This window comes from Paranoxybacillus vitaminiphilus, assembly GCF_003259935.1.
GTDB lineage: Bacteria > Bacillota > Bacilli > Bacillales > Anoxybacillaceae > Paranoxybacillus > Paranoxybacillus vitaminiphilus.
In genome coordinates, this window is the sequence record NZ_QLMH01000003.1 from 173,611 (window position 1) to 198,483 (window position 24,873).

Genomic DNA, 24,873 nt, shown 5'->3' on the forward strand with positions numbered 1-24,873 from the left:
TTTATTGAGCATTTACTTTCAGAGTATCAATAATCGGCTTGCATGTAAACTAATTGACGGACATAATTGAAAAGAAGGAAATAGTTAATCCATGTCGAAACGTATAAGCGGGAATTTTAGCAAAGAAAGGGGAGGTTTGCATTGAAACTTACGTACCATGGTCATTCTGTTGTCAAAATCGAAACAGGAGGCAAAACGATTTTTATTGATCCGTTTATTACAGGAAACGGGGCAACGGATTTAAAAGCTGAAGATGTAAAAGTGGATGTTATTTTATTGACGCATGGGCATAACGACCATGTCGGCGATACGGTCGACCTTGCTCTTCGCAATAATGCGCTTGTCGTTGCTCCTTATGAATTAGCTACGTATTTGAGCTGGCAAGGAGTTCATGCTCATCCGATGCATATTGGCGGAGCGCATCAGTTTGAGTTTGGAAAGGTAAAATTAACGCAGGCATTCCATGGCTCCAGCTATGTTGATGAAAATAAACAAATTATTTATACAGGTATGCCATGTGGAATTTTGTTTTCTGCTGAAGGCAAAACGATTTATCATGCGGGAGATACAGCATTGTTCTCAGATATGAAGTTAATTGGTGAACGCAATCAAATTGATGTCGCATTTTTGCCGATTGGCGATAACTTTACGATGGGACCGGAAGACGCGGCTCTTGCGGCGGAATGGCTTCAGGCGAAAATGGTTGTGCCGATTCATTACAATACGTTTCCAGTCATTGAACAAGATCCAGAAAAATTTGTCGCTATGTTAAATGAAGGGATTGGAAAAATATTAAAAGCTGGAGAAAGTATTGAACTATAACGATAGGAAGAGGCTGATCCACAAATGTTTGACCTCAAGTGCATTCTACTGTAAATTCCTTTATTCGATGTTATGGTCCTATCATTTTGCTGCGGGGTCTGACACATTGTTTGGTCGGCCTCTTCTTTTTTGCCAAAAATGAAAAGTACTTATTTATAGTTAAAATCAATGTTCATTTTCATACAAAACTCATTCATGCAGGTGTGAACGCCGTGTATCAGATGATCAAAAAGTATCTCCAAACGCGTTTACGAATAGGGTAGACACACCCGATTCGCGTCAACGTTGCCTAACATTAGCGAATAAACATTTTTAACATGGTTTAAGATTTTTATTAAGAATGATAACCTGGTTTCATTGAATCCGCTCACATTCATCTTTATAATGAAAAATAGACATCATGTTTAAAGGGTGAAGAAACTTTGGCGACAAAACATGAGCAAATTTTACAATATATTGATAGCCTTCCGGTTGGAGAAAAAATTTCTGTCCGGCAAATTGCCAAGGAAATGGGTGTGAGTGAGGGAACGGCATATCGGGCGATTAAAGATGCTGAAAATAAAGGATATGTAAGCACGATTGAGCGTGTCGGAACGATTCGCATTGAACGGAAAAAGAAGGAAAATATTGAAAAGCTGACTTATGCCGAGGTTGTTAACATCGTTGACGGCCAAGTTCTTGGAGGGCGTGAAGGGCTTCATAAGACGTTAAACCGCTTTGTGATCGGGGCAATGCAATTAGAAGCAATGATGCGCTATACAGGAGCGGGTGATTTGTTAATTGTTGGGAACCGGACAAAAGCGCATCAACTGGCTTTGGAAGCAGGAGCGGCTGTTTTAATTACGGGCGGCTTTGATACGGAAGAACATGTCAAAAAATTAGCTGACGAATTGCAGCTGCCCATTATTTCAACAAGTTATGACACGTTTACAGTGGCAACGATGATTAACCGTGCCATTTACGATCAGCTGATTAAAAAAGAAATCGTTCTTGTCGAAGATATTTTAACGCCGCTAGAAAAAACGGTATATTTACAAGTTTCTGATAAAGTGGATAAATGGTATGAGCTAAACCAGACAACGAAGCATGGGCGTTTCCCGGTAGTGGACCAACAGCTGAAAGTGCAGGGAGTTGTAACGGCGAAAGATATAATGGGGCAAGATCGGCAGCTGCCGATTGAAAAGGTAATGACGAAAAATCCGATTACTGTGAGCGGAAAAACGTCAGTTGCCTCTGCTTCTCATATGATGGTATGGGAAGGAATCGAAATATTGCCGGTTGTTGATGATAACAATCGTTTGCAAGGCATTATAAGCCGTCAGGATGTTTTAAAAGCGCTGCAAATGATTCAGCGTCAGCCGCAAGTCGGTGAGACCATTGATGATATTATTACGAGTCAGTTTCTTGAAATAGAAAGCGACCAAAAGGAAGACATATTCCGTTGCAGGATTACGCCGCAAATGACAAACCATTTAGGTACTCTTTCATATGGTGTGTTTACAACGATAGTTACAGAGGCGGCAACTCGTGCGCTCCGTCTTTACAAAAAAGGAGATTTAGTGGTAGAGAATATTACGATTTATTTTATTAAGCCGGTACAAATCGATAGCACAGTTGAAATTAAACCGAAATTGTTGGAAATCGGGCGGAAATTTGGAAAGGTAGATGTCGAAGTTTATAACGAGGGAATGGTCGTTGGCAAAGCGATGATGATGTGCCAATTAATTGACCGCTGAAAAAGCGGAGCCACATGAACATGAAGAAAAAACGGGGAAGCTCACCCCCCGTTTTTTCCTAATTGTTGCGCTTCTTCGATGACAAGTGGCAAATAATATTTATAGGCACGAATTCCAGCCCATGCACTGCCGCCGCCAACGAGCAAGAAAACGATACCAACAATGAGCGAAATCGTTGTTTGGTGAATAAAAAATTGATTAATGGCAAAGAAAAAGACGAACGCTCCAAGGGCAATGCTCGACTTGGCGGAAATCCAGCGGCGTTCCATCGGGCGGTTGCTGCGAAAGTATTTTAATTTGTAATAAATGTAAAAAGCGAGCGAAAAAATAATCAAAATAACAAATACAGGCATATGTGCAACCTCCATGTTCAGTCTCTTTACTCATTGTACAAAGAAATGATGCAGAATTCTAGCCATGTACGGTTTTAGACAGCAGAAAAATGATTTTCCTATTAACTATGTGATATGATTTTAATAAAAAATTCATTCTGTAAAGAGGAGAAAAACATGAAAGAAAAAGTATGGCAAATTTTAGAGGAAATTAAGCAATTTGACACCATTATTATTCACCGTCATGTTCGACCTGACCCTGATGCTTATGGCTCACAAGGGGGGTTAGCAGAAATTTTAAAAGCGTCTTTTCCTGAAAAAAATATTTATACAGTAGGAAAAGAAGAAGAATCGCTGAACTTTTTAAGAAGAATGAATCACATTCCAGATGAAGCGTATGAGAATGCTTTAGTCATCGTCTGTGATACGGCTAACCAAGAACGGATATGTGATCAGCGCTATAATCTTGGGAAAAAATTGATTAAAATTGATCATCATCCAAATGAAGATGCATACGGTGACATTTTATGGGTCGATACAACAGCAAGCTCTTGTAGTGAAATGATTTATGAGTTTTATTTAATGGGAAAAGAGCATGGATTAGTCATGACAAAGGAAGCGGCACGTTTAATTTATGCAGGGATTGTTGGTGATACAGGACGCTTTCTTTTCCCGAGCACGAATCCAAAAACGTTTAAATATGCAAGCGAGCTTATTGAATATGGGATTTCGTTTACAGAGATATATGATGGGTTATATCGTACAAAACTAAATGTTGCTCATTTAAGCGGGTATGTGCTGCAAAACTTTAAAATATCCGAAGCAGGCGTCGCTTCTATGATTATTTCCAAAGACCTTTTAAAAGAGTATAACGTATCTCCTTCAGAAGCGTCTCAACTGGTCGGTATTCTCGGCAATATTGAAGGAATTGTGGCGTGGGTATTTTTTGTCGAAGAAGACAATCAAATTCGCGTTCGTCTTCGTTCAAAAGGTCCTGTTATTAACGAAGTGGCAAAGAAATATAAAGGCGGAGGCCATCCGCTGGCGGCAGGCGCTTCCATTTATTCATGGGATGAAGTCGATAACGTACTTGCCGATTTAGAAGCTGTTTGCAGGGTCTGACCCCCGCTGCGTTAACGCGGTGGGGGTCAGACCCCTTGTTTTATTTTTAAGTCAATCGATAATGTAGTAAATAAAAATAATTCGGATATTTCTACTTTGTAGTGTCGGTCATCGATTTGAAATGTTTTATTTTCAATCGTTTTTTTTAGCAGTTCTTTGCTTTTATATGCAGTTTCAATGTCTTTGGCAATGAGATGGGAAATATCATTTTTTATGCTTTCTTCAATGCGGAATTTTGTATAAGAATCGAGTTTATATTGTTCGGCATTAATAATGTTGATTTTAATATCTTGAATGGTTAACTTCTTTTTATTCTCTTTGTTTAATTGAATATAATCTTGCTGCCAAATTTGAATATCGTTTTGCAAATCGATAATCTCGTCTTTCAACTTCGCTATTTGCCGCACTTGTTTTTCTTGCAAAATCCCAAACAACTGCAAAAATACAAGCCAGCTTATAACGGCGCCCACAGCCATTCCGGCGAAAAAGCGCTGCCATGTTTTATCGCGGTGATAAGGAGGAATTCTCATGAAGAACCATGCTCCTGTGTGAGCCATGTAATGATAATGACACCGGTTTGTGCCCCGCCGATGGCTGAGAGAATAAGAAGCATTTGTTTAATGATATTGCGCGTTTCACCTTGGAAAAGTCCGCGTTCTACGCTGTAAAACGTATCAAATGTTCCACCGATGGCTGAAATAAGCGCCCAAATTTTTAAGCTGTTGGCAAACCGATAGATCGTTGCTAGCGGCGGCTCACCTGTCAAAAAGGCGCCAAACCCTCCGATTAATGACCCGCCTAACAGCACTCCTAAAGCGATAAAATAGCTTTGAATAAAAGCTGGTAAAAACGCCACTTTAATCTCCATTTGTCACTCATTCCTTTCACTAATAATATGTATATGGACAACCGCGATGAAGTATGTTTTGCTTTTAAAAACGGTCATTCACTATAATGAAGGAAAAGAGTGTAAAAAGGTGGGGAGAACATTGTCATTTGTTCACCTTCATGTACGCAGTGCTTACAGTTTGTTAAACAGCGCGGCAAAAATTGAAGAGATCGTCAAAAGGGCGAGCGAACTTGGATTTAATGCTCTTGCGTTAACAGATGAAAACGTACTATATGGTGTCATTCCTTTTTATAAAGAATGTAAAAAATACGGACTTAAACCGATTATTGGCATGATTGCGGACATTGTGCTTGAACGCAAGCAACCATCATTCCCGTTAGTTTTATTAGCAAAAAGTGAAACAGGGTATCGTAACTTATTGAAAATCAGCAGTGTGATTCAGACGAAAACTCCGGACGGGATTCCCGAAAAATGGCTGCGATACTACACTGAGGGACTCATAGCCATTACTCCCGGAATGAATGGATGCATTGAATCATTGCTTTTGCAAAAGCAATTTACAGAGGCAATGGATGTATTAACAACTTATAAACAGTTATTTGGAAGCGAACAATTTTACATAGGACTACAAAACCACGGACTAAATGATGAAACAGATTTACAAATGGAGTTAATTCGCTTGAGCGAGGAAACGAAGACCCCGCTTGTTGCTACAAACGATGTTCACTATGTAAATAAAGAAGATGCGTTCGTCCATGATTGTTTGCTGGCGATTAAACACGGTGTGAAACTTGATGACGAAAACCGGCCGCGCCTTCAAAGCAATGAATATTATTTAAAACCGGCCAAGGAAATGATCGATTTGTTCCGCCATTGTCCGTCAGCGGTCGCAAATACAGTGCGGATTGCTGAACAATGCAACGTAGAAATTGAGATGGGGAAAATAAAGCTGCCGAAATATCCAGTGCCGGCGAATCAATCAGCTCATGATTATTTGCGCGAGCTTTGCCTGAAAGGACTGCATGAACGTTTTTGGCAGCCTGAGGATGTTTATTTAAAACGTCTTGAGTACGAATTAGATGTCATTAAGAAAATGAACTTTAGCGACTACTTTTTAATTGTTTGGGATTTTATGAAATTTGCTCATGAACAAGGGATTTTAACAGGACCGGGGCGCGGTTCGGCTGCCGGTTCTCTCGTTGCTTACGTGCTTCATATTACTAATGTAGATCCGATTAAATATGGATTGCTTTTTGAAAGATTTTTAAACCCGGAACGTATTTCCATGCCTGACATTGATATTGACTTTCCTGATGAGCGCCGCGACGAAGTGATTCAATATGTAGTGAAAAAATACGGAAAGCAGCATGTCGCACAAATTATTACGTTCGGTACTCTGGCAGCAAAAGCAGCGCTGCGTGACATTGGGAGGGTGATGGGGGCTTCTAAGAATGAAATTGATTTTTTGACAAAGCAGGTTCCGAACAAGCTTGGAATTACACTTCGGGAAGCGTATGAACAATCTTCTTCATTGCAACGGGCGGTGAAAGAGTCACCTCTTGCCAGAAAAATTTTTGAAACGGCGCTGAAAATTGAAGGGCTTCCGCGCCATACATCAACGCATGCAGCCGGCATTGTGATCAGCGAGCAGCCGCTAAGTGATATCGTTCCGCTGCAAGAAGGCTACGAGCAAATTTATTTAACGCAATACCCGATGGATATTTTAGAAGAGTTAGGACTGTTAAAAATGGATTTCCTTGGGTTGCGCACGCTAACTTTAATTGAAAACGTTCGTACGCTTATTAAGCACAAAACAGGAAAGACGCTTGATTTACAGGCGATTCCGTTCGATGATGCAAAAACATACGCTCTGTTAAGCCGCGGGGATACGACAGGCGTTTTCCAATTAGAATCGGAAGGAATGAGAAAAGTATTACAAGAACTGCAGCCGTCCAAATTTGAAGATATCGTGGCAGCGAATGCTTTATATCGTCCAGGTCCGATGGATTACATTCCTGTATACATTAAACGAAAACATCGTCAAGAAACCGTTACTTATCCGCATCCTGATTTAGAGCCGATTTTAAAATCCACTTACGGGGTGCTCATTTACCAAGAGCAAATTATGCAAATCGCTGCGAAAATGGCCGGTTTCTCTTTAGGACAGGCAGATTTGCTGCGCCGTGCGGTCGGAAAGAAGAAAAAAGACATTCTTGATCAGGAAAGAGAGCATTTCGTAAAAGGATGCATGGAAAAAGGCTATAGCAAGGAGACAGCCGAGGAAATATATGACTTAATTGTCCGCTTTGCCAATTACGGATTTAACCGGAGCCATGCCGTCGCTTACAGCATGATCGCTTACCAGCTCGCTTATTTAAAAGCAAATTACCCTTTATACTTTTATGCCGCATTACTAACGAGCGTTATTGGTCATGAGGAAAAAGTGGCCCAATATATTCTTGAAGCAAAACAAAAAAATATCGCGATTTTACCACCTTCTATCAATAAAAGCTTTTATCCGTTTTCCATTGAAGACGGAAAAATCCGTTACAGCCTCACGGCGATAAAAAACGTTGGCGCCGCTGCTGTGAAAGCGATTATTCAAGAAAGAAAAAGACGTCCGTTTGCTGATTTGTTTGACGTTTGCATTCGTTTATCGCCAAAAACAATCAATCGAAAGATGCTGGAATCTTTTGTGCTTTCCGGTTGCTTCGATGAGTTCGGAGTCGAACGTGCTTCATTGCTGGCCAGCTTAGATGTTGCCCTCGAGCATGCGGAGCTTGTGCGGCCTGAAGATGGACAAGGGGATTTATTTGCTGAAGAGTTTGCGCTAAAACCGAAATATGTAAATGCCGAACCTTTAACGGAAGATGAAAAATTAAAACACGAAAAAGAACTGCTTGGCGTTTATTTATCAAGTCATCCTGTTTCTCCATATATCAAGCGTTTTCAGGCGTTCGGCGCGCTGCCGATTTCGCATATGGCAAAGGCTTTAGGAAAGCCAAAAATAAGTGTTGGTGCTTATATCGCCAAAGAAAGAAAAACGAGAACAAAATTGGGAGAAGAAATGGCATTTTTTACAATTGGCGATGAAAGCGGGGAAACGGAGGCGGTCGCTTTTCCTGATGTATACAATCGCTACCGGCAGCAATTGCGTAAAGGAGCCGTTTTACTGTTTCAAGGGAAAGCAGAAATTCGTCAAGGGCATTTGCAATTTGTTGTTAAACAAATATGGACGATGGAGGAATTGAACGAAGCTGAACGTTCTCTTTACTTAAAAATTAGTCCGCACCATATGGCGGCTGGAAAACTAGCAACGTTAAAAACGCTTTTACAACAATATCCTGGTCCATATTCTGTATTTCTTTACTATGAGCACGAAAAAAGAACGGTAAAACTTTCAGAAGACTATGCTGTTAACCTCACGAATGAATGTTTAGAACGATTAAGAGAACTGCTCGGAGCGGAATATGTTGCCGTAAAATAATAATGCTTTACTATATTTATGGATTTTGTTATATTGTTATAAATGTTAAGTGGTCAGACCAGTCGGGAGTGTAAAAAGATTAAGGAGTGAACCGTTTTGTCATTGCGTGAAGAAGCGTTAAAGATTCATAAAAACCATCAAGGAAAATTAGAAGTGAAAGCGAAATTTCCAATCACCGATGCAAGGGAGCTGAGCTTAGCCTATTCTCCCGGTGTTGCTGAGCCGTGCAGGGAGATTTACGGCGATCGAGAGAAAGTATATGACTACACGATGAAAGGAAATACTGTCGCTGTAGTATCTAACGGCACAGCCGTGTTAGGTTTGGGGAATATTGGAGCTGATGCAGCATTGCCGGTTATGGAAGGAAAAGCTGTTTTATTTAAGAGTTTTGCCGGTGTTGACGCTTTTCCTGTTTGCTTAAATACAACGGATGCTGAGCAAATCGTGCAAACGGTAAAACTTTTGGAGCCGACTTTTGGCGGTATTAACTTAGAGGACATCGGAGCACCCGATTGTTTTATTATTGAGGAACGATTGAAAAGGGAGCTGGAAATTCCAGTTTTTCATGATGACCAACACGGGACAGCTATTGTAACTGTAGCCGGCTTGTTGAATGCTTTAAAGATTGTTGGAAAATCGATAACGGAAATTAAGATCGTTGTTAACGGAGCTGGTGCTGCCGGCACTGCGATTGTAAAGCTGCTTTATCATTACGGAGTTCGCAACTTGATTATGTGTGATTCAAAGGGAGCCATTTTTGCCGGAAGACCGTATGGAATGAATGAAATGAAAGAGGAAGTAGCAAATATAACCAACCCGGAAAAAATGGAAGGACCTTTAGAGGAAATGATGAAAGGTGCAGATGTTTTTATCGGAGTATCTGTTGCAGGAGCGCTAACAAAAGAAATGATCCGCACCATGAATAAAAATCCAATCATTTTTGCGATGGCGAATCCGACGCCGGAAATTATGCCGGAAGATGCAATCGATGCCGGGGCAAAAGTAGTAGGAACCGGACGTTCCGACTATCAAAATCAAGTAAACAACGTGCTGGCATTCCCGGGAATTTTCCGGGGGGCTTTAGATGTTCGTGCAACACAGATTAATGAGGAAATGAAGATTGCTGCTGTCGAGGCGATTGCTTCGTTAATTAAGGAAGAAGAGTTGAGTCCTAATTATGTTATTCCTGCTCCGTTCGATCCCCGGGTCGCACCTGCCGTAGCAGCTGCGGTAGCCAAAGCGGCGATGGAAACAGGAGTTGCAAGGATTCACCTCAACCCCGAAGATGTGGCAAAGAAAACCCGTCAATTAGCAGCGATTATATAATGGGGATGAAAAAAAGAGGGTCAAAGGTGCCTGCTATTCTTGAGAGGAAAGGCTATTGAACAGAATAAATCCGTGCGCTGAATCTAGACAAATTCTCCAGATGATATTTAGTGGAATAATCGGTGCTTATTATCCGCAGACTGCCGCCTTATAGGCAGCAGTCTTACGAACGATTAGGATTAGAACAGAATAAAGCGAGTGATGATACAACATGGCTTCTAAAGTCTACATTGAAATTTTGGAACAACTTCGCCGCTTGATTGAAGAGGATGGGCTTGTTGCCGGTGATAAAATTCCTTCTGAACGGGAGCTGTCGGAACGTTTAAATGTCGGACGGTCTTCTGTCAGGGAAGCGTTGCGGGCGCTTGAACTTCTTGGCATTATTGAAACGCGCCGAGGGGAAGGTACATATATAAAGGAGTTCGGTGAGCACCAGCTTGTCAGTTTGCTTGGAACGTTTATTTTACAAGGAGAGAAGGCAAAAGCGGATTTAATCGAAACGAAATTGCTTATTGAAAAAATATGTTTGCAACTGGCTTGTCAGCGCTGCAATGAAAGCGAATTGGCAGCTTTAAAGCAGATGATTGAACAAAAAAAGATTGATTATGAAACATTTTTTAAATGGGTCACTAACGCCGGACAAAATTATTTGTTGATGCGAATTTGGTTAGCGTTGAATGACTTTTTTAAGCTTGAAAAAACAGCTGTCGATATGCCGCATTTGTTTTATGAAAATATGTTCGCAGCTTTAGAATCACGAAACGAAACGGCATTGTTCATGCTGTTTGAGGAACATGTTGTAAAACAATTGTCGAAACGGTAGCGACAAGCTTTTACAAAAAATCTCGTCCATTTCGTATAAAGTAGTAAAATAAGCTATCTTGTAAAATTGACAGAGAAGGAGAGAACTGACTTGCTCAAAGAATTATTTACGAAGAAAAAGAAATATGCCACCATTCCTTCTGAGCAAGCAAAGCAAGACGTTCCTGAAGGAATTATGACGAAGTGCCCGAAATGCAAAAAAATTATGTATACGAAAGAGTTGACGAAAAACTTGCGTGTTTGCATGAACTGTAATTATCATCATCCGATGCCGGCGCATGAAAGAATTGCAAGTTTGCTTGATGAAGGCAGCTTTAAAGAATACGATGCGAACATGATTTCGGAAAATCCATTAAACTTTCCGGATTACTTGGAGAAACTTGAAGCCGATCGCCGAAAATCAAAGCTCAATGAAGCGGTTGTCACAGGTGAAGGGACAATCAACGGCTACCCTCTTGTCATTGCTGTCATGGATTCTCGTTTTCGCATGGGGAGCATGGGGTCTGTTGTCGGTGAGAAAATTGCGAGGGCGATTGAGAAAGCGATGGAGCTCCGGGTTCCGTTTCTTATTTTTACTGCTTCCGGGGGAGCACGTATGCAAGAAGGTGTGCTAAGTTTAATGCAAATGGCGAAAACGAGCTCGGCTTTAAAGCTGTTTAGCGAACAGGGCGGGCTCATTATTTCTGTGATGACCCATCCAACGACAGGCGGGGTATCAGCAAGTTTCGCTTCACTTGGCGATTATAATTTTGCTGAGCCGGGAGCGTTAATCGGATTTGCCGGACGAAGAGTCATCGAGCAGACGGTGCGCGAAGAACTGCCGGAAGACTTCCAAACGGCGGAGTTTTTACTGAAACACGGACAGCTTGATGCTGTTATTCATCGTCACAGCTTGAAAGAAACGCTAACGAATTTATTAGATATTCACAAAGCGGGAGGTGAAGGGGAATGGTGGGAGAATTAGAATTTGAAAAGCCGCTTATTGAATTGCGGAAAAAAATTAGCGAACTGAAGGAGTTTGCGAAAACGACAGATGTTGATCTTTCAGCGGAAATTGAAAAGCTGGAAACAAGACTGGAAAAATTGGAAAATGAGACGTACGCCAATTTAAGTCCTTGGGACCGAGTGCAGATCGCCCGCCATCCGAACAGACCGACAACGCTTGACTACATTGAACGATTATTTACCAACTTTCTTGAATGCCACGGTGACCGCTGCTTTGGCGATGACGCAGCCATTGTCGGAGGAGTAGCGAAATACCATGGGCTGCCTGTAACGGTTATTGGACATCAGCGCGGAAAAGATACAAAAGAAAACATTCGCCGCAACTTTGGCATGCCTCATCCTGAAGGATACCGCAAAGCGCTGCGTTTAATGAAACAAGCGGAGAAATTTAACCGTCCCATTATTTGTTTTATTGATACAAAAGGAGCTTATCCTGGAAAAGCGGCGGAAGAGCGGGGACAAAGTGAAGCGATTGCGAAAAACTTATTTGAAATGGCTGGCTTAAAAGTTCCAGTTGTTTGCATTGTGATTGGTGAAGGAGGAAGCGGGGGCGCGCTGGCACTTGGGGTTGGGAACCATATTCATATGCTCGAAAACTCTACCTATTCTGTTATTTCGCCTGAAGGAGCAGCTGCGATTCTCTGGAAAGATGCCTCACAGGCGCGCCGGGCAGCAGAAACGATGAAAATTACCGCGCCTGATTTAAAACAGCTCGGCGTCATCGATGAAATTATTCCAGAAGTAAGGGGCGGGGCGCACCGCAATGTCGATCAACAAGCGAAAGAAATAGATGTTGTTTTGAAAAAATCGTTAAAAGAGCTGCTGCAGCTCGATGGTGAGGCATTGGTGCAGCATCGCTACCGGAAATTTAAACAAATCGGTCAATATACTTTTTTAAATGAATATGTTCATGTGAAATAAGCGGAAGAAGCTGGCTCAACAGTAAAGGCTTGTCTTTCTAAATGGCATAATGATTTATTTTTATGATGCAGCCGTTTGAAGACGTCTACTGTCATGAGCCAGTTTTTTATCATTTTAAACATTTTGTAAAACACCTGTTTCTCTATTGTTTTCAACTTGTTCTTCATGTTATTTTATAAAGTATCAACAGCTTTTTTGATGTATGAGGTCAGACTTCTTTTAGACGAATAGAATAAAACAGATGAGGTGAGCAAAAATGAAAAGAATAGGTGTATTAACAAGCGGCGGCGATTCTCCTGGTATGAATGCTGCGATTCGTGCTGTTGTGCGAAAGGCAATTTATCACGGTGTTGAAGTTTTTGGAATTTATCATGGATATGCAGGTCTTATCTCCGGGAATATTAAAAAACTAGAGGTCGGTGATGTCGGCGATATTATCCACCGCGGCGGCACGATGCTGTATACAGCACGCTGTCCAGAATTTAAGACATTGGAAGGACAATTAAAAGGGATTGAACAACTGAAAAAACATGGTATTGAAGGATTAGTTGTAATCGGTGGAGACGGCTCTTATCAAGGAGCAAAAAAGTTGACAGAACATGGCTATCCTTGTGTCGGTGTGCCGGGAACAATTGATAATGACATTCCAGGAACAGACTTTACAATTGGCTTTGATACAGCATTAAATACAGTCATTGATGCGATTGACAAAATTCGTGATACAGCTACGTCCCATGAGCGTACATATGTCATTGAAGTAATGGGACGTCATGCGGGAGATATTGCCTTATGGGCCGGATTAGCCGGCGGTGCGGAAACAATTTTAATTCCGGAAGCAGATTATGATATGAATGACATTGTTGCTCGCTTAAAGCGCGGTCATGAGCGCGGAAAGAAGCATAGTATTATTATCGTCGCTGAAGGTGTCGGCAGCGGAGTAGAATTTGGCCAGAAAATTCAAGAAGCAACAGGATTTGAAACGCGTGTGACGGTTTTAGGCCATGTGCAGCGAGGCGGCTCACCAACGGCATTCGACCGCGTATTAGCAAGCCGGTTAGGCGCTCGTGCAGTTGAATTGCTTCTTGAAGGAAAAGGTGGACGCTGCGTTGGAATTCAAAATAATCAAATTGTTGACCATGACATTATTGAAGCATTAGCACAAAAACATACAGTCGAACAAAAAATGTATGAACTGTCAAAAGAACTTTCAATTTAAAAAGTATGGTATCGTTACCATATAGTGTTACTAGGAGGAAACGAACGGTATGCGTAAAACGAAAATTGTTTGTACGATTGGTCCAGCAAGCGAGAGCGTTGAAAAATTAGTACAGTTAATCGAAGCAGGAATGAACGTGGCGCGTCTCAATTTTTCACATGGCAATTATGAAGAGCATGGCATGCGCATTAAAAATATTCGCGAAGCGGCAAAACTTACCGGCAAGACAGTCGCGATTCTTCTTGATACGAAAGGACCGGAAATTCGCACGCATAATATGGAAAACGGTGCGATTGAATTAAAAGAAGGATCTGAAGTCGTCATTTCGATGGAAGAGGTGCTTGGCACCCCTGAAAAGTTTTCCGTTACGTATGCAGGCTTGATTGATGACGTCACCGCAGGCTCCAAAATTCTCCTCGACGATGGTTTAATCGGTTTAGAAGTGCTTTCTATCGACAAAGAAAAAGGAGAAATTAAGACAAAAGTTTTGAACAGCGGCGTGTTAAAAAATAAAAAAGGTGTCAATGTTCCGGGGGTTTGCGTGAATTTGCCTGGTATTACAGAAAAAGATGCCCAGGACATCATTTTCGGCATTGAGCAAGGAATTGACTTTATTGCCGCGTCTTTTGTCCGCCGTGCTTCCGATGTGCTTGAAATTCGCGAACTGCTCGAAATGCATAATGCGCTTCATATCCAAATTATTCCGAAAATCGAAAATCAAGAAGGCGTCGACAATATTGATGAAATTCTTGAAGTGGCAGATGGTTTAATGGTAGCGCGCGGCGATTTAGGAGTGGAAATTCCGGCTGAAGAAGTTCCGCTTGTGCAAAAAGAGTTAATCAAAAAATGTAATGCGCTCGGCAAGCCGGTCATTACAGCTACGCAAATGTTAGATTCGATGCAGCGTAACCCGCGTCCAACTCGCGCGGAAGCAAGCGATGTTGCCAACGCCATTTTTGACGGTACAGATGCAATTATGTTATCAGGTGAAACCGCTGCTGGATGTTATCCTGTGGAAGCAGTAAAAACAATGCATCGAATTGCTTTGCGCACTGAGCAAGCGCTGCAATATCGCGATTTGTTGACGCAGCGTACGAAACAAAGCGGAACAACGATTACAGATGCAATTGGCCAGTCTGTTGCCCACACAGCGTTAAATCTTGATGTGGCGGCCATTGTAACACCGACAGTAACAGGATATACGGCACGCATGATTTCAAAATACCGTCCGAAAGCGCCGATTGTCGCTGTTACATCAGATGAAGCTGTTTCCCGTAAATTAGCGCTTGTATGGGGCGTTTATTCAAAGGTAGCCCCTCAAGCAAACTCTACAGATGAAATGCTTGATGTAGCTGTCGAGTCGGCAGTTGAGACAGGCATTGTCAAACACGGTGATTTAGTCGTCATCACAGCTGGTGTGCCTGTTGGAGAAACAGGGTCTACGAATTTAATGAAGGTTCATGTCGTTGGCGATATTATTGCGAAAGGTCAAGGAATCGGGCGCAAATCTGCTTTTGGTAAAGCGGTGATTGCAAAAAACGCTGAAGAAGCGATCAAGAAAATGACAGAAGGCGGTATTCTCGTGACGCGCTGCACAGATGCCGATATGATGAAAGCACTGCAAAAGGCAGCAGCGATTATTACGGAGGAAGGCGGTTTAACAAGCCATGCTGCAGTTGTAGGGCTAAGTCTCGGCATTCCAGTCATTGTCGGTGTAGAAAATGCGACATCCATTTTGAAAGAGGGTCAGGAAATTACGGTGGATGCCGGATTTGGCGCTATTTATCAAGGACATGCCAGCGTTCTATAATGTATAATAAAGCAGGGAAGTATAACTATTCTCTGCTTTTATTAAATATGTGGAGTTTGATATAGATGAAACGGTTCATGTTTCTCCTTATTGCTATTCCAGTTCTTGAAATTACTTTATTAGTGCTTTCAGGCAGTGTGATTGGGGTATGGCCTACAGTAGGGCTGATCATCGCTACTGGAGTCATTGGGGCTTGGCTGGCGAAACGTGAAGGCACAGAAACGATTCGCCAGGCAAAACGCGAATTGATGTATGGCAGAATTCCAAGTGAAGCGGTTCTTGACGGGATTTGTATTCTCTTTGGCGGCGTTGTTTTACTTACACCAGGATTTATTACCGATTTATTAGGGTTTATTTTGTTAATTCCGTTCACGCGGAGATGGATCAAGCCTTTTTTAGGACGTTGGTTAAAATCGCTTTTTGAAACAAGAACATTTTTTTACATGAAACGATAAAGAGGCTGACTCTTTATAAAGTGCCTTGCCTCACGCACAATTCCCCTGATGATGCCCTAGACAATTGTGGCTGTGAGGTCTGGCACTTTGCTTTAGGTCAGCCTCTTTACTATATTTTTTTCCGAGAAGTCTCCCTCCTCTGCAGAGTGTTAGCGGGAGAGATTCATGACGTTGGTTTCCCGATGATGAATTGCCAGAGATCGCGGAACACGTTTGCTCCGTGTAAGGCGCGAATAATCACAAGCACGACAGGACCGACAATCAACCCGAGAAATCCGATAAGCTTGAAGCCGACAAACAAAGCGATAAGTGTTGCAAGAGGATCTAAGCCAATCGTCGATGATAATATTTTCGGCTCCATGATTTGTCTTTGTACTAAAACGATAATATATAAAACACCTAAACCGATGGCAAACGGTATATTGCCGCTTAGAGCAGAGTAAATAATCCACGGTACAAACACAGCTCCTGTTCCTAAATACGGAAGAATGTCAACAATCCCAATAATAAGCGCAATTGTAATCGCATAGTCTACACCGAGAAGAAGTAAACCGATCAACACGATGACGGTTGTAATCGAAATGAGAGTCGCTTGCGCTTTAACAAAGCCTACTAAAGCCTTTTTTAAATCGATAAATACTGTTTTCCCGCTCGTTTTTGCTTTATTTGGTAAAATTTTTTGCACCGCTCCGCTCAGACGGTACCAATCTTTACTGATGAAGAATGTGGCTAACAATGAAAAGACAATAACGGTTGCTGCATTTGGAAACCAGCTAAGCAAATTTGGAATGTTTTCAAGCAGATCTTGAATAAATTTTCCAACTGTTGTAGCGATCTTTGTTCCTACTGACTGGATGTTGTTCATAATCGTATCTTGCTGGCTTGCATCTAAATCTTTAAAAATAATCGCAAGCTGGTTAGAAAGCGGAATAATTTGACTGGCAAAAAAGTCTTCGATATAAACAACTAATTTTTGAAAATGATGTGGAACGACGTTTGCTAAATATTGTGTTCCTGAGACGATTTCGGCGATAAGCAGCGTTAATAAACCAGCGACAATCGCAAATAAAAAAAGCAAGGCGAGAATGACAGCCAGCGCTCTCGGCATTTTTCCTTTTTGTTCTAAATAGTTAACGAAAGGATTAATCATGAACGCAATAAAAAAAGCGATGATAAAAGGATATGTAATGGTTGATATGTAGTAAAGGCTCATTGCGCCGATGACAATAACAGCGATAACGAACAAAAATCGCAAAATGCTATATAAATGATGTTTTGACAAATTTTCACCTCCAAAATTTTCCCATATTATAATATTACAATGTACATACGTAGTTGCAAAGCTAAAGGTTTCGTGTTTTTCAATGTTATATTATATGTAGTTATATGTAGTATAAAAGGAGAGGAATAATTCCATCATGGAAGGGAAGGATCTGTTTTGAATCAACCGGTATTATTTTTATTGGTTTTGCTTGTCATTGGATTGATTGCGAAAAATCAGTCATTAATGATTGCTGTAATTGTTTTATTGTTTATTAAACTGATTGGGATGGAAGGAAAGTTGCTCCCTGCTATTCAAGATAAGGGGATTCATTGGGGAGTGACGGTGATTACAATTGCCGTATTAGCACCGATTGCTACAGGAGACATCGGTTTTAAGCAATTAACGGAATCTTTACGGTCATTATCTGCCTGGATTGCTCTTATATCTGGTGTCGTTGTTGCTCTGTTGGCAAAGAGCGGGGTAACTTTGTTGGCCAATGATCCGCATATTACGACAGCGCTTGTCCTTGGAACGATTTTGGCTGTTTCGCTATTTAATGGAATAGCTGTTGGACCATTAGTAGGGGCAGGAATTGCATATATCGCTATAAAAATAGTAGAATTTTTTTAAAAATAATTTTTTTGTGATAATATTTTATACATAATGAGTTCTTTTGATTCACAAAAGTCAGATAATTGTTTATAATATAGACGGAAGTTACCTCACTTTCGAAAATGAGGATAATAATTCCATTATATTCATATTGTCACTATATTTACATGTTGCATGTGACAGTATGAATATACGATAAAATGTAAGCATTTTCTTTCATAATTTTTATTTATCTATTTTGAGCGAGCGCTCGCTTTCATCATGAAAATCACGGTGGGAAAAGGGGAATTTTATCGAAAAGGAGAGATGGATATGACAGTAACACGCGGTCTGGAAGGGGTTGTCGCAACAACTTCAACGATTAGCTCTATTATTGATGATACGTTAACGTATGTAGGCTACGACATTGATGATTTAGCAGAAAATGCGACATTTGAAGAAGTTATCTATCTTCTTTGGCATCGCAAGCTTCCAAATAAACAGGAACTGGAAGAGCTGAAGAAGCAATTAGCAGAAAATGCATCGATTCCAAAAGAAATGATTGATCATTTTAAAATGTATCCAATTGACAAAGTGCACCCAATGGCAGCGCTAAGAACGGCGATTTCTCTGTTAGGAGTATATGATGAGGAAGCAGACGTCATGGATGCGGAAGCGAATTATCGTAAAGCGATTCGCCTCCAGGCAAAGGTGCCGACGATTGTCACTGCTTTTTCCCGCATTCGCAAAGGATTGGAGCCGGTTGAACCGCGCACAGATTTAAGCTTTGCTGCTAACTTTTTGTATATGCTCACGGGGGAAGAACCGAATGAAATTGCGGTAGAAGCGTTTGATAAAGCGCTTGTGCTTCACGCTGACCACGAATTGAATGCTTCTACATTTACGGCACGTGTTTGTGTGGCAACGTTATCAGATGTATACTCCGGTATTACTGCCGCAATTGGAGCGCTGAAAGGACCGCTTCATGGCGGCGCCAACGAAGCAGTTATGAAAATGCTTACGGAAATCGGCACAGTTGAAAATGTTGAACCATATATTCGAAAAAAATTAGAAAACAAAGAGAAGATCATGGGCTTTGGCCATCGCGTATATCGTAAAGGTGATCCGCGCGCGAAACATTTAAAGAGAATGTCCGAGAAATTAACAAAGCTTGTCGGCGAACCTCATTGGTATGAAATGTCGGTGAAAATTGAAGAGATTATGAACTCTACTAAGCCGTTGCCGCCAAACGTTGACTTTTATTCAGCGTCTGTCTATCATTGTTTAAGAATCGACCATGATTTATTTACACCGATTTTCGCAGTGAGCCGCATGTCCGGCTGGCTAGCACACATTTTAGAGCAATATGAAAATAACCGTCTCATTCGTCCTCGCGCTGAATATACAGGCCCACAGAAACAAAAATATGTGCCAATCGAGCAAAGAGTATAATTAACTTCTTTGTCGACCATGCTTTTACTCATCGTCACTGAAAGGTGAGAATGAGCTTTTCAATTCTCACCTTTAGAATTAAATAATATGGAGGTTGTGACCGCGATGCAAGGTGAAAAAATTACAGTTACGAATGGTGTTTTAAACGTACCTAACAATCCGATTATTCCTTTTATTGAAGGTGACGGAACAGGTCCCGATATTTGGGCGGCAGCGTCCCGCGTATTAGAAGCAGCCGTTGAAAAAGCATATAAAGGCGAAAAGAAAATTGTTTGGAAAGAAGTTCTTGCTGGTGAAAAAGCATTTAAACAAACAGGAGAATGGCTGCCGCAAGAAACATTGGATACGATTCGCGAATACATAATTGCAATTAAAGGGCCGTTAACAACTCCTGTTGGTGGCGGTATTCGTTCCCTCAACGTAGCTCTTCGCCAAGAGTTGGATTTGTTTGTTTGCTTGCGTCCAGTCCGCTACTTCAAAGGAGTACCTTCACCGGTTAAACGCCCTGAAGATACGGACATGGTTATTTTCCGTGAAAATACAGAAGATATTTATGCTGGAATCGAGTATGCCAAAGGCACTGAAGAAGTGAAAAAACTGATTAATTTCCTACAAAATGAAATGGGTGTTCGCAAAATCCGTTTCCCAGAAACATCTGGCATCGGCATCAAGCCAATTTCAGAAGAAGGAACAAAACGTTTAGTCCGCGCTGCGATTAAATATGCAATCGAGCATGGCCGCAAGTCAGTAACGCTCGTACATAAAGGAAATATTATGAAATTTACAGAAGGAGCGTTCAAAAACTGGGGTTATGAATTAGCGGAACAAGAATTTGGCGACAAGGTGTTTACATGGGCAGAGTATGACCGCATTGTTGAAAAAGAAGGAAAGGAAGCAGCAAACAAAGCACAAGCAGAGGCAGAAGCGGCAGGAAAAATTATCATTAAAGATGCCATTGCCGATATTTTCTTGCAACAAATTTTAACTCGTCCGCGCGAGTTTGATGTAGTAGCGACAATGAACTTAAACGGCGACTACATTTCTGATGCGCTTGCTGCTCAAGTCGGCGGTATCGGTATCGCTCCAGGAGCTAATATTAACTATGAAACTGGACATGCTATTTTTGAAGCGACTCACGGTACGGCTCCAAAGTATGCTGGATTAGATAAAGTGAACCCATCATCTGTTATTTTGTCTGGAGTTATGATGTTTGAGCATCTTGGCTGGAATGAAGCAGCAAAATTAATCATTGATGCAATGGAAAAAACGATTGCTTCTAAAGTCGTTACTTACGATTTTGCTCGTCTCATGGAAGATGCTACAGAAGTAAAATGCTCTGAATTCGCTGATGCGGTCATTAAAAACATGGGAGAATAATCTTTAAATTAGCATTCGAAATCATCTCTCATTAGTCACAATAGATATTCAAAAAGGGGATGGAAAAATGGCGATGAAACGTAAAAAAATCTCAGTAATCGGTGCTGGTTTCACAGGGGCAACAACAGCGTTTATTTTAGCGCAAAAAGAATTAGGGGATATTGTGCTTGTTGATATTCCGCAGCTGGAAAATCCAACAAAAGGAAAAGCGCTGGACATGCTTGAGTCCAGTCCGGTTTTAGGTTTTGATGCAAACATTATCGGCACTTCTGATTATAGAGACACAGCTGATTCCGATATCGTTGTCATTACTGCTGGAATTGCCCGCAAGCCTGGTATGAGCCGTGATGACTTAGTGACAACAAACCAAAAAATTATGAAAGCTGTAACGAAAGAAATTGTTAAGTATTCTCCAAACTGCTATATTATCGTGTTAACAAATCCAGTTGATGCGATGACATATACGGTTTACAAAGAGTCTGGATTCCCGAAAAACCGCGTTATTGGTCAATCAGGGGTTCTTGATACAGCGCGCTTCCGCACATTCGTTGCTCAAGAATTAAATCTGTCTGTGAAAGATATTACCGGTTTTGTATTAGGTGGACACGGAGACGATATGGTGCCGCTTGTTCGTTATTCCTATGCAGGAGGTATTCCGCTTGAAACATTAATTCCGAAAGAGCGTCTTGATGCGATTGTAGAGCGCACGCGCAAAGGCGGCGGCGAAATCGTTAATCTTTTAGGTAACGGCAGCGCTTATTATGCACCTGCGGCTTCTCTTGTTGAGATGGTCGAGGCGATTATTAAAGACCAGCGACGTGTTCTTCCGGCGATTGCTTACCTTGAAGGAGAGTACGGTTACGAAGGTATTTATTTAGGCGTGCCAACCATTTTAGGCGGTAACGGTATTGAAAAAGTCATTGAGCTTGAATTAACAGAGGAAGAAAAAGAAGCTCTTGCGAAATCTGTAGAATCTGTCAAAAATGTGATGAAGGTATTAGAATAAGTCATCAGACAACAAAAAGAGGCTGACCCAAAGCAAAGTGACAGGACCCATACTCATAATATATTAGGATATATATTGTGGGTGGAAAGGTCAGACACTTACGGGTCAGCCCCTTTGTTCAATTGTGTTGAAAGCGCTTTCGACAAAGGGGTGTTTATTATGTTAAAAAAACGTAAATTAGGTAGAAATATTTCGGAAATTACTGTAGGGGAGAAATTAATTCTTCATCAAAAAATGGAAGATAAAGATTTGCTGCTTTATCTCGGGCTTACTGATGATGCAAATCCGCTATATATTCAGCACGATTATGCCTCGCAAACGCCGTTGAAACGACCGATTGTTCCTGCCATCATGTTAACAGGCATCGTTATATCTGCCATTTCGAAATATTTACCTGGTCCAGGAAGCCATATTACAAAACAAGAAATTCGCTTTTTAGAGCCGGTATATCATTATGAAAATTTGCAATTTACATTTGAAGTAACAAATGTCGATAATGAGAATCACTTAATTGACATTAAGGTTGAGGCATTGCGAAATGAAGCAGAACAAGTTTTAGAAGGCATGCTTTCTGTATGTCCTCCATATGCCCCATCTAAACTGAATGTCAACGTGTTGGAAAACTTTTAAAATACGGCAAGTTAAAAAGGGATGATTCGTCCCTTTTTTTATTTTATGTTATCATGTAGTTATAGAGTGATACTGATAAGTGTGGGGGAAAACAATGAGTAAGAAAGTATTAGTTGTTGACGACGAGCAGTCCATTGTTACATTGTTACAATATAACCTGCAGCAAGCTGGATTTGAAGTGATTACAGCCAACGATGGTGAAGAAGGTATGAATAAAGCAGTAATCGAGCAGCCGGATTTAATGATTCTTGATTTGATGCTGCCAAAATTGGATGGAATTGAAGTGTGCAAGCAGTTAAGACAGCAAAAAGTGATGACACCGATTTTAATGCTGACAGCCAAAGATGATGAGTTTGATAAAGTGCTTGGTTTAGAGTTAGGTGCGGACGACTATATGACAAAGCCGTTCAGCCCGCGCGAAGTAGTTGCTCGTGTGAAAGCGATATTGCGGCGCACTCAGTTTCAGAATGAACGGGAAAAGAAGGAAGAAGATGTTGAAAAAATGATTATCGGTGATTTAGAAATACTTCCTGAACATTATGAAGCGTATTTTAATCGTGAACGCTTAGAATTAACTCCGAAAGAATTTGAACTGCTTTTATATTTGGCAAAGCATAAAGGAAGAGTGTTAACGCGCGACCAGCTTCTCAGCGCAGTATGGAACTATGATTTTGTCGGTGATACGAGAATTGTCGATGTTCATATCAGCCATTTGCGCGAAAAAATTGAAAAGAATACGAAAAAACCGCTTTATATTAAAACGATTCGCGGCTTAGGGTATAAACTTGAGGAGCCAAAAATAGATGAATAAGTTCCGCTCGCGTTTGCTTTTTGGACTTATTTCTTTAATTGTAGCTGTTTTAGTTGGACTTGGGTTATTATTAGGACAGCTATTTAAAGACTTTTATCTTGACACTTTTAATAAACGGATTGAAAAGGAAGCACGTCTCGTTTCTTTGTTTATTGAAAGTCAAGGAATTCATAGCTCTTCCGTAAAACAGCAGCTAAATACCATTAGTGAGACGTTATCTTCGCGCATTACTGTGTTAGACGAGAAAGAGAAAATTTTATTTGACACAGAAGGAATCGCGCGTATTAGCGATGATTATCATGAAAAGATGATTAAAGACATTTTGCGCAGTAAAGCAGACAAGGAGAAAGGTTTTTCGACGATCGAGGAACAGAAGGATGTTTACTACTACATTGTTCCATTTTATCGGGGGGAAAATGTAGCAGGACATGTTATTTTAAGTTCACCTGTTCACTCTCTGAAGAAAATTAATCAACAAATTTGGGGATTGCTCATTAGCAGCTTAGGCACAGCTCTTATTGTCATTCTTCTGTTAGGAATCAAAATTACAAATGAGTATACAAAACCGATTGAAGCAGCGACAAAAGTAGCGATGGAGCTGGCAAGAGGCAATTATAAGGCGAGAGTATATGAAGATCGTCATGATGAGACAGGAATGTTAAGCCAGTCCATTAATATTTTGGCGCGCAATTTGCAGGATATGACGCGAACGCAAGAAATGCAAAAGGATCGTTTACGCACGCTCATTGAAAATATGGGAAGCGGGCTTATCCTTATTGACAGCCGAGGCTATATTAACCTTGTAAATCGGGCTTATAAAGAAATTTTCCATATTGATCCCGTTGATTATTTATATCGGTTATATTATGAGGCTTTCGAGCATAAGGAGATTATTCAGCTTGTCGAAGAAATTTTTATGACAGAAGTGAAAGTGCGCAAACAAATGCTTTTGCCAATCGATATTGACCGAAAGCATTTTGAAGTATATGGTGCTCCTATTATTGGAACGAATCATGAATGGAAAGGGATTGTTCTCGTTTTCCATGATATTACCGAATTGAAAAAACTGGAACAAATGCGCAAAGATTTTGTCGCTAACGTGTCCCATGAATTGAAAACTCCGATTACATCGATTAAAGGATTTACGGAAACGCTCTTGGATGGCGCAATGAAAGACGAGGCAACGCTTGAATATTTTTTGTCGATTATTTTAAAAGAAAGTGAGCGTCTGCAAACGTTAATACAAGATTTGCTCGATTTATCGAAAATTGAACAGCAAGGCTTTAAATTGAATATTGAAACCGTTAATTTAACACAAATACTCGAAGAAATTATTATCATGCTTCAAGGAAAAGCGGAGGATAAAGAAATCAAGCTCGAATTGCTGGCTGATCAGGATATTTATATACAAGGTGATGTCAACCGCTTAAAGCAAGTGTTTATTAATTTAATTAATAACGCGATTGCTTATACGCCAAAAGGAGGACTTGTTCAAGCCGTTATTGAAAATAAAAAAGATAAAGCTCTTGTCCACATAAAAGATACAGGAATTGGCATTGAAGAAGCAGAGATTCCACGCATTTTTGAACGGTTTTATCGGGTTGATAAAGCAAGAAGCCGCAATTCAGGCGGAACGGGACTTGGCTTGGCGATTGTTAAGCATTTAGTAGAGGCACATCATGGATATATCACCGTAAAGAGCAAAGTAGGGAAAGGTACAACGTTTACGGTGCATTTTCAGAAGGAATGGTAAATTCACAATACATTTACAGTTGCTTTACGGTTTATTCATAAAATATTAACAAAATTTTGTTAACATAGCTTCTGAAAACCCCTTC

Annotated in this window: 23 protein-coding genes; 18 read left to right on the forward strand and 5 right to left on the reverse strand. The window is 40.8% G+C overall.

Annotated elements, in window-relative coordinates:
- The first annotated feature begins 141 nt into the window (after nt 1–141).
- A complete protein-coding gene (locus tag B0I26_RS05730; RefSeq protein ID WP_111644503.1) occupies nt 142–822 on the forward strand; it encodes a metal-dependent hydrolase in 681 nt (226 codons plus the stop codon).
- A gap of 422 nt (nt 823–1,244) precedes the next feature.
- Nucleotides 1,245–2,558, forward strand: a complete 1,314-nt coding sequence (locus B0I26_RS05735; RefSeq protein WP_111644504.1) for a CBS domain-containing protein — start codon at nt 1,245–1,247, stop codon at nt 2,556–2,558.
- Between the two features lie 41 nt (nt 2,559–2,599).
- Here the strand turns inward: B0I26_RS05735 and B0I26_RS05740 are convergent, their stop codons facing one another.
- Nucleotides 2,600–2,911, reverse strand: coding sequence for a YtpI family protein (locus B0I26_RS05740; protein WP_111644505.1), 312 nt, complete (start codon nt 2,909–2,911; stop codon nt 2,600–2,602).
- Nucleotides 2,912–3,067: 156 nt separating this feature from the next.
- Here B0I26_RS05740 and B0I26_RS05745 point away from each other — a divergent pair, with 156 nt between their 5' ends.
- A complete protein-coding gene (locus B0I26_RS05745) occupies nt 3,068–4,012 on the forward strand; it encodes a DHH family phosphoesterase (protein WP_111644506.1) in 945 nt (314 codons plus the stop codon).
- Nucleotides 4,013–4,038: 26 nt separating this feature from the next.
- On the opposite strand, the gene ytrI is transcribed toward B0I26_RS05745, so the two are convergent.
- Both ytrI and B0I26_RS05755 read right to left on the reverse strand, forming a co-directional pair.
- Nucleotides 4,039–4,542: a sporulation membrane protein YtrI gene (ytrI, locus tag B0I26_RS05750; RefSeq protein WP_111644507.1), complete on the reverse strand. Its 504-nt coding sequence runs from the start codon at nt 4,540–4,542 to the stop codon at nt 4,039–4,041.
- Complete coding sequence (locus B0I26_RS05755) at nt 4,539–4,880, reverse strand: YtrH family sporulation protein (protein ID WP_111644508.1); 342 nt, start codon at nt 4,878–4,880, stop codon at nt 4,539–4,541. The genes ytrI and B0I26_RS05755 overlap by 4 nt, the downstream gene beginning before the upstream one ends.
- A gap of 121 nt (nt 4,881–5,001) precedes the next feature.
- On the opposite strand from B0I26_RS05755, the gene B0I26_RS05760 reads away from it, so the two are divergent.
- From B0I26_RS05760 to accA, 5 genes are all read left to right on the forward strand, one after another.
- Entirely contained in the window at nt 5,002–8,349 is a 3,348-nt protein-coding gene (locus B0I26_RS05760; RefSeq protein ID WP_111644654.1) for a DNA polymerase III subunit alpha, read from the forward strand.
- A gap of 96 nt (nt 8,350–8,445) precedes the next feature.
- Entirely contained in the window at nt 8,446–9,675 is a 1,230-nt protein-coding gene (locus tag B0I26_RS05765) for an NAD(P)-dependent malic enzyme (RefSeq protein ID WP_111644509.1), read from the forward strand.
- Nucleotides 9,676–9,886: 211 nt separating this feature from the next.
- Nucleotides 9,887–10,498 (forward strand): FadR/GntR family transcriptional regulator, encoded by a 612-nt coding sequence (locus B0I26_RS05770; protein ID WP_111644510.1) that lies wholly within the window; start codon nt 9,887–9,889, stop codon nt 10,496–10,498.
- Between the two features lie 90 nt (nt 10,499–10,588).
- Nucleotides 10,589–11,461, forward strand: coding sequence for an acetyl-CoA carboxylase, carboxyltransferase subunit beta (gene accD / locus B0I26_RS05775; RefSeq protein ID WP_111644511.1), 873 nt, complete (start codon nt 10,589–10,591; stop codon nt 11,459–11,461).
- Entirely contained in the window at nt 11,446–12,423 is a 978-nt protein-coding gene (gene accA / locus B0I26_RS05780; protein WP_111644512.1) for an acetyl-CoA carboxylase carboxyl transferase subunit alpha, read from the forward strand. Before accD ends, accA begins: the two co-directional genes overlap by 16 nt.
- On the opposite strand, the gene B0I26_RS18810 is transcribed toward accA, so the two are convergent.
- Nucleotides 12,411–12,545 carry a hypothetical protein gene (locus B0I26_RS18810; RefSeq protein WP_281268683.1) on the reverse strand — a complete coding sequence of 45 codons (135 nt, stop codon included), beginning with the start codon at nt 12,543–12,545 and terminating at the stop codon, nt 12,411–12,413. The two genes, accA and B0I26_RS18810, sit on opposite strands and share 13 nt — an antisense overlap.
- 134 nt (nt 12,546–12,679) lie before the next feature.
- Between B0I26_RS18810 and pfkA the strand changes: the two genes are divergently transcribed.
- From pfkA to B0I26_RS05795, 3 genes are all read left to right on the forward strand, one after another.
- The gene (gene pfkA / locus B0I26_RS05785; RefSeq protein WP_111644513.1) at nt 12,680–13,639 is read left to right on the forward strand and encodes a 6-phosphofructokinase; all 960 of its coding nucleotides are present in this window, start codon (nt 12,680–12,682) and stop codon (nt 13,637–13,639) included.
- A gap of 49 nt (nt 13,640–13,688) precedes the next feature.
- Nucleotides 13,689–15,449 carry a pyruvate kinase gene (gene pyk / locus B0I26_RS05790; RefSeq protein ID WP_111644514.1) on the forward strand — a complete coding sequence of 587 codons (1,761 nt, stop codon included), beginning with the start codon at nt 13,689–13,691 and terminating at the stop codon, nt 15,447–15,449.
- Nucleotides 15,450–15,514: 65 nt separating this feature from the next.
- The gene (locus tag B0I26_RS05795) at nt 15,515–15,904 is read left to right on the forward strand and encodes an FxsA family protein (protein ID WP_111644515.1); all 390 of its coding nucleotides are present in this window, start codon (nt 15,515–15,517) and stop codon (nt 15,902–15,904) included.
- 163 nt (nt 15,905–16,067) lie between these two features.
- Here the strand turns inward: B0I26_RS05795 and ytvI are convergent, their stop codons facing one another.
- Entirely contained in the window at nt 16,068–17,186 is a 1,119-nt protein-coding gene (ytvI, locus tag B0I26_RS05800; protein ID WP_111644516.1) for a sporulation integral membrane protein YtvI, read from the reverse strand.
- Between the two features lie 156 nt (nt 17,187–17,342).
- On the opposite strand from ytvI, the gene B0I26_RS05805 reads away from it, so the two are divergent.
- From B0I26_RS05805 to pnpS, 7 genes are all read left to right on the forward strand, one after another.
- Complete coding sequence (locus tag B0I26_RS05805; protein WP_111644517.1) at nt 17,343–17,798, forward strand: DUF441 domain-containing protein; 456 nt, start codon at nt 17,343–17,345, stop codon at nt 17,796–17,798.
- A 294-nt stretch (nt 17,799–18,092) separates the two neighbouring features.
- On the forward strand, nt 18,093–19,211 hold the full coding sequence (gene citZ / locus B0I26_RS05810) for a citrate synthase (protein ID WP_111644518.1): 1,119 nt from the start codon (nt 18,093–18,095) through the stop codon (nt 19,209–19,211).
- 87 nt (nt 19,212–19,298) lie between these two features.
- Nucleotides 19,299–20,588, forward strand: coding sequence for an NADP-dependent isocitrate dehydrogenase (gene icd, locus B0I26_RS05815; protein WP_111644519.1), 1,290 nt, complete (start codon nt 19,299–19,301; stop codon nt 20,586–20,588).
- Between the two features lie 67 nt (nt 20,589–20,655).
- Nucleotides 20,656–21,594 carry a malate dehydrogenase gene (gene mdh, locus B0I26_RS05820; protein WP_111644520.1) on the forward strand — a complete coding sequence of 313 codons (939 nt, stop codon included), beginning with the start codon at nt 20,656–20,658 and terminating at the stop codon, nt 21,592–21,594.
- A gap of 159 nt (nt 21,595–21,753) precedes the next feature.
- Nucleotides 21,754–22,224, forward strand: coding sequence for a MaoC/PaaZ C-terminal domain-containing protein (locus B0I26_RS05825; protein WP_111644521.1), 471 nt, complete (start codon nt 21,754–21,756; stop codon nt 22,222–22,224).
- A gap of 94 nt (nt 22,225–22,318) precedes the next feature.
- On the forward strand, nt 22,319–23,035 hold the full coding sequence (locus tag B0I26_RS05830; RefSeq protein WP_111644522.1) for a response regulator transcription factor: 717 nt from the start codon (nt 22,319–22,321) through the stop codon (nt 23,033–23,035).
- The gene (pnpS, locus tag B0I26_RS05835; protein ID WP_111644523.1) at nt 23,028–24,788 is read left to right on the forward strand and encodes a two-component system histidine kinase PnpS; all 1,761 of its coding nucleotides are present in this window, start codon (nt 23,028–23,030) and stop codon (nt 24,786–24,788) included. The genes B0I26_RS05830 and pnpS overlap by 8 nt, the downstream gene beginning before the upstream one ends.
- Nucleotides 24,789–24,873 lie beyond the last annotated feature (85 nt).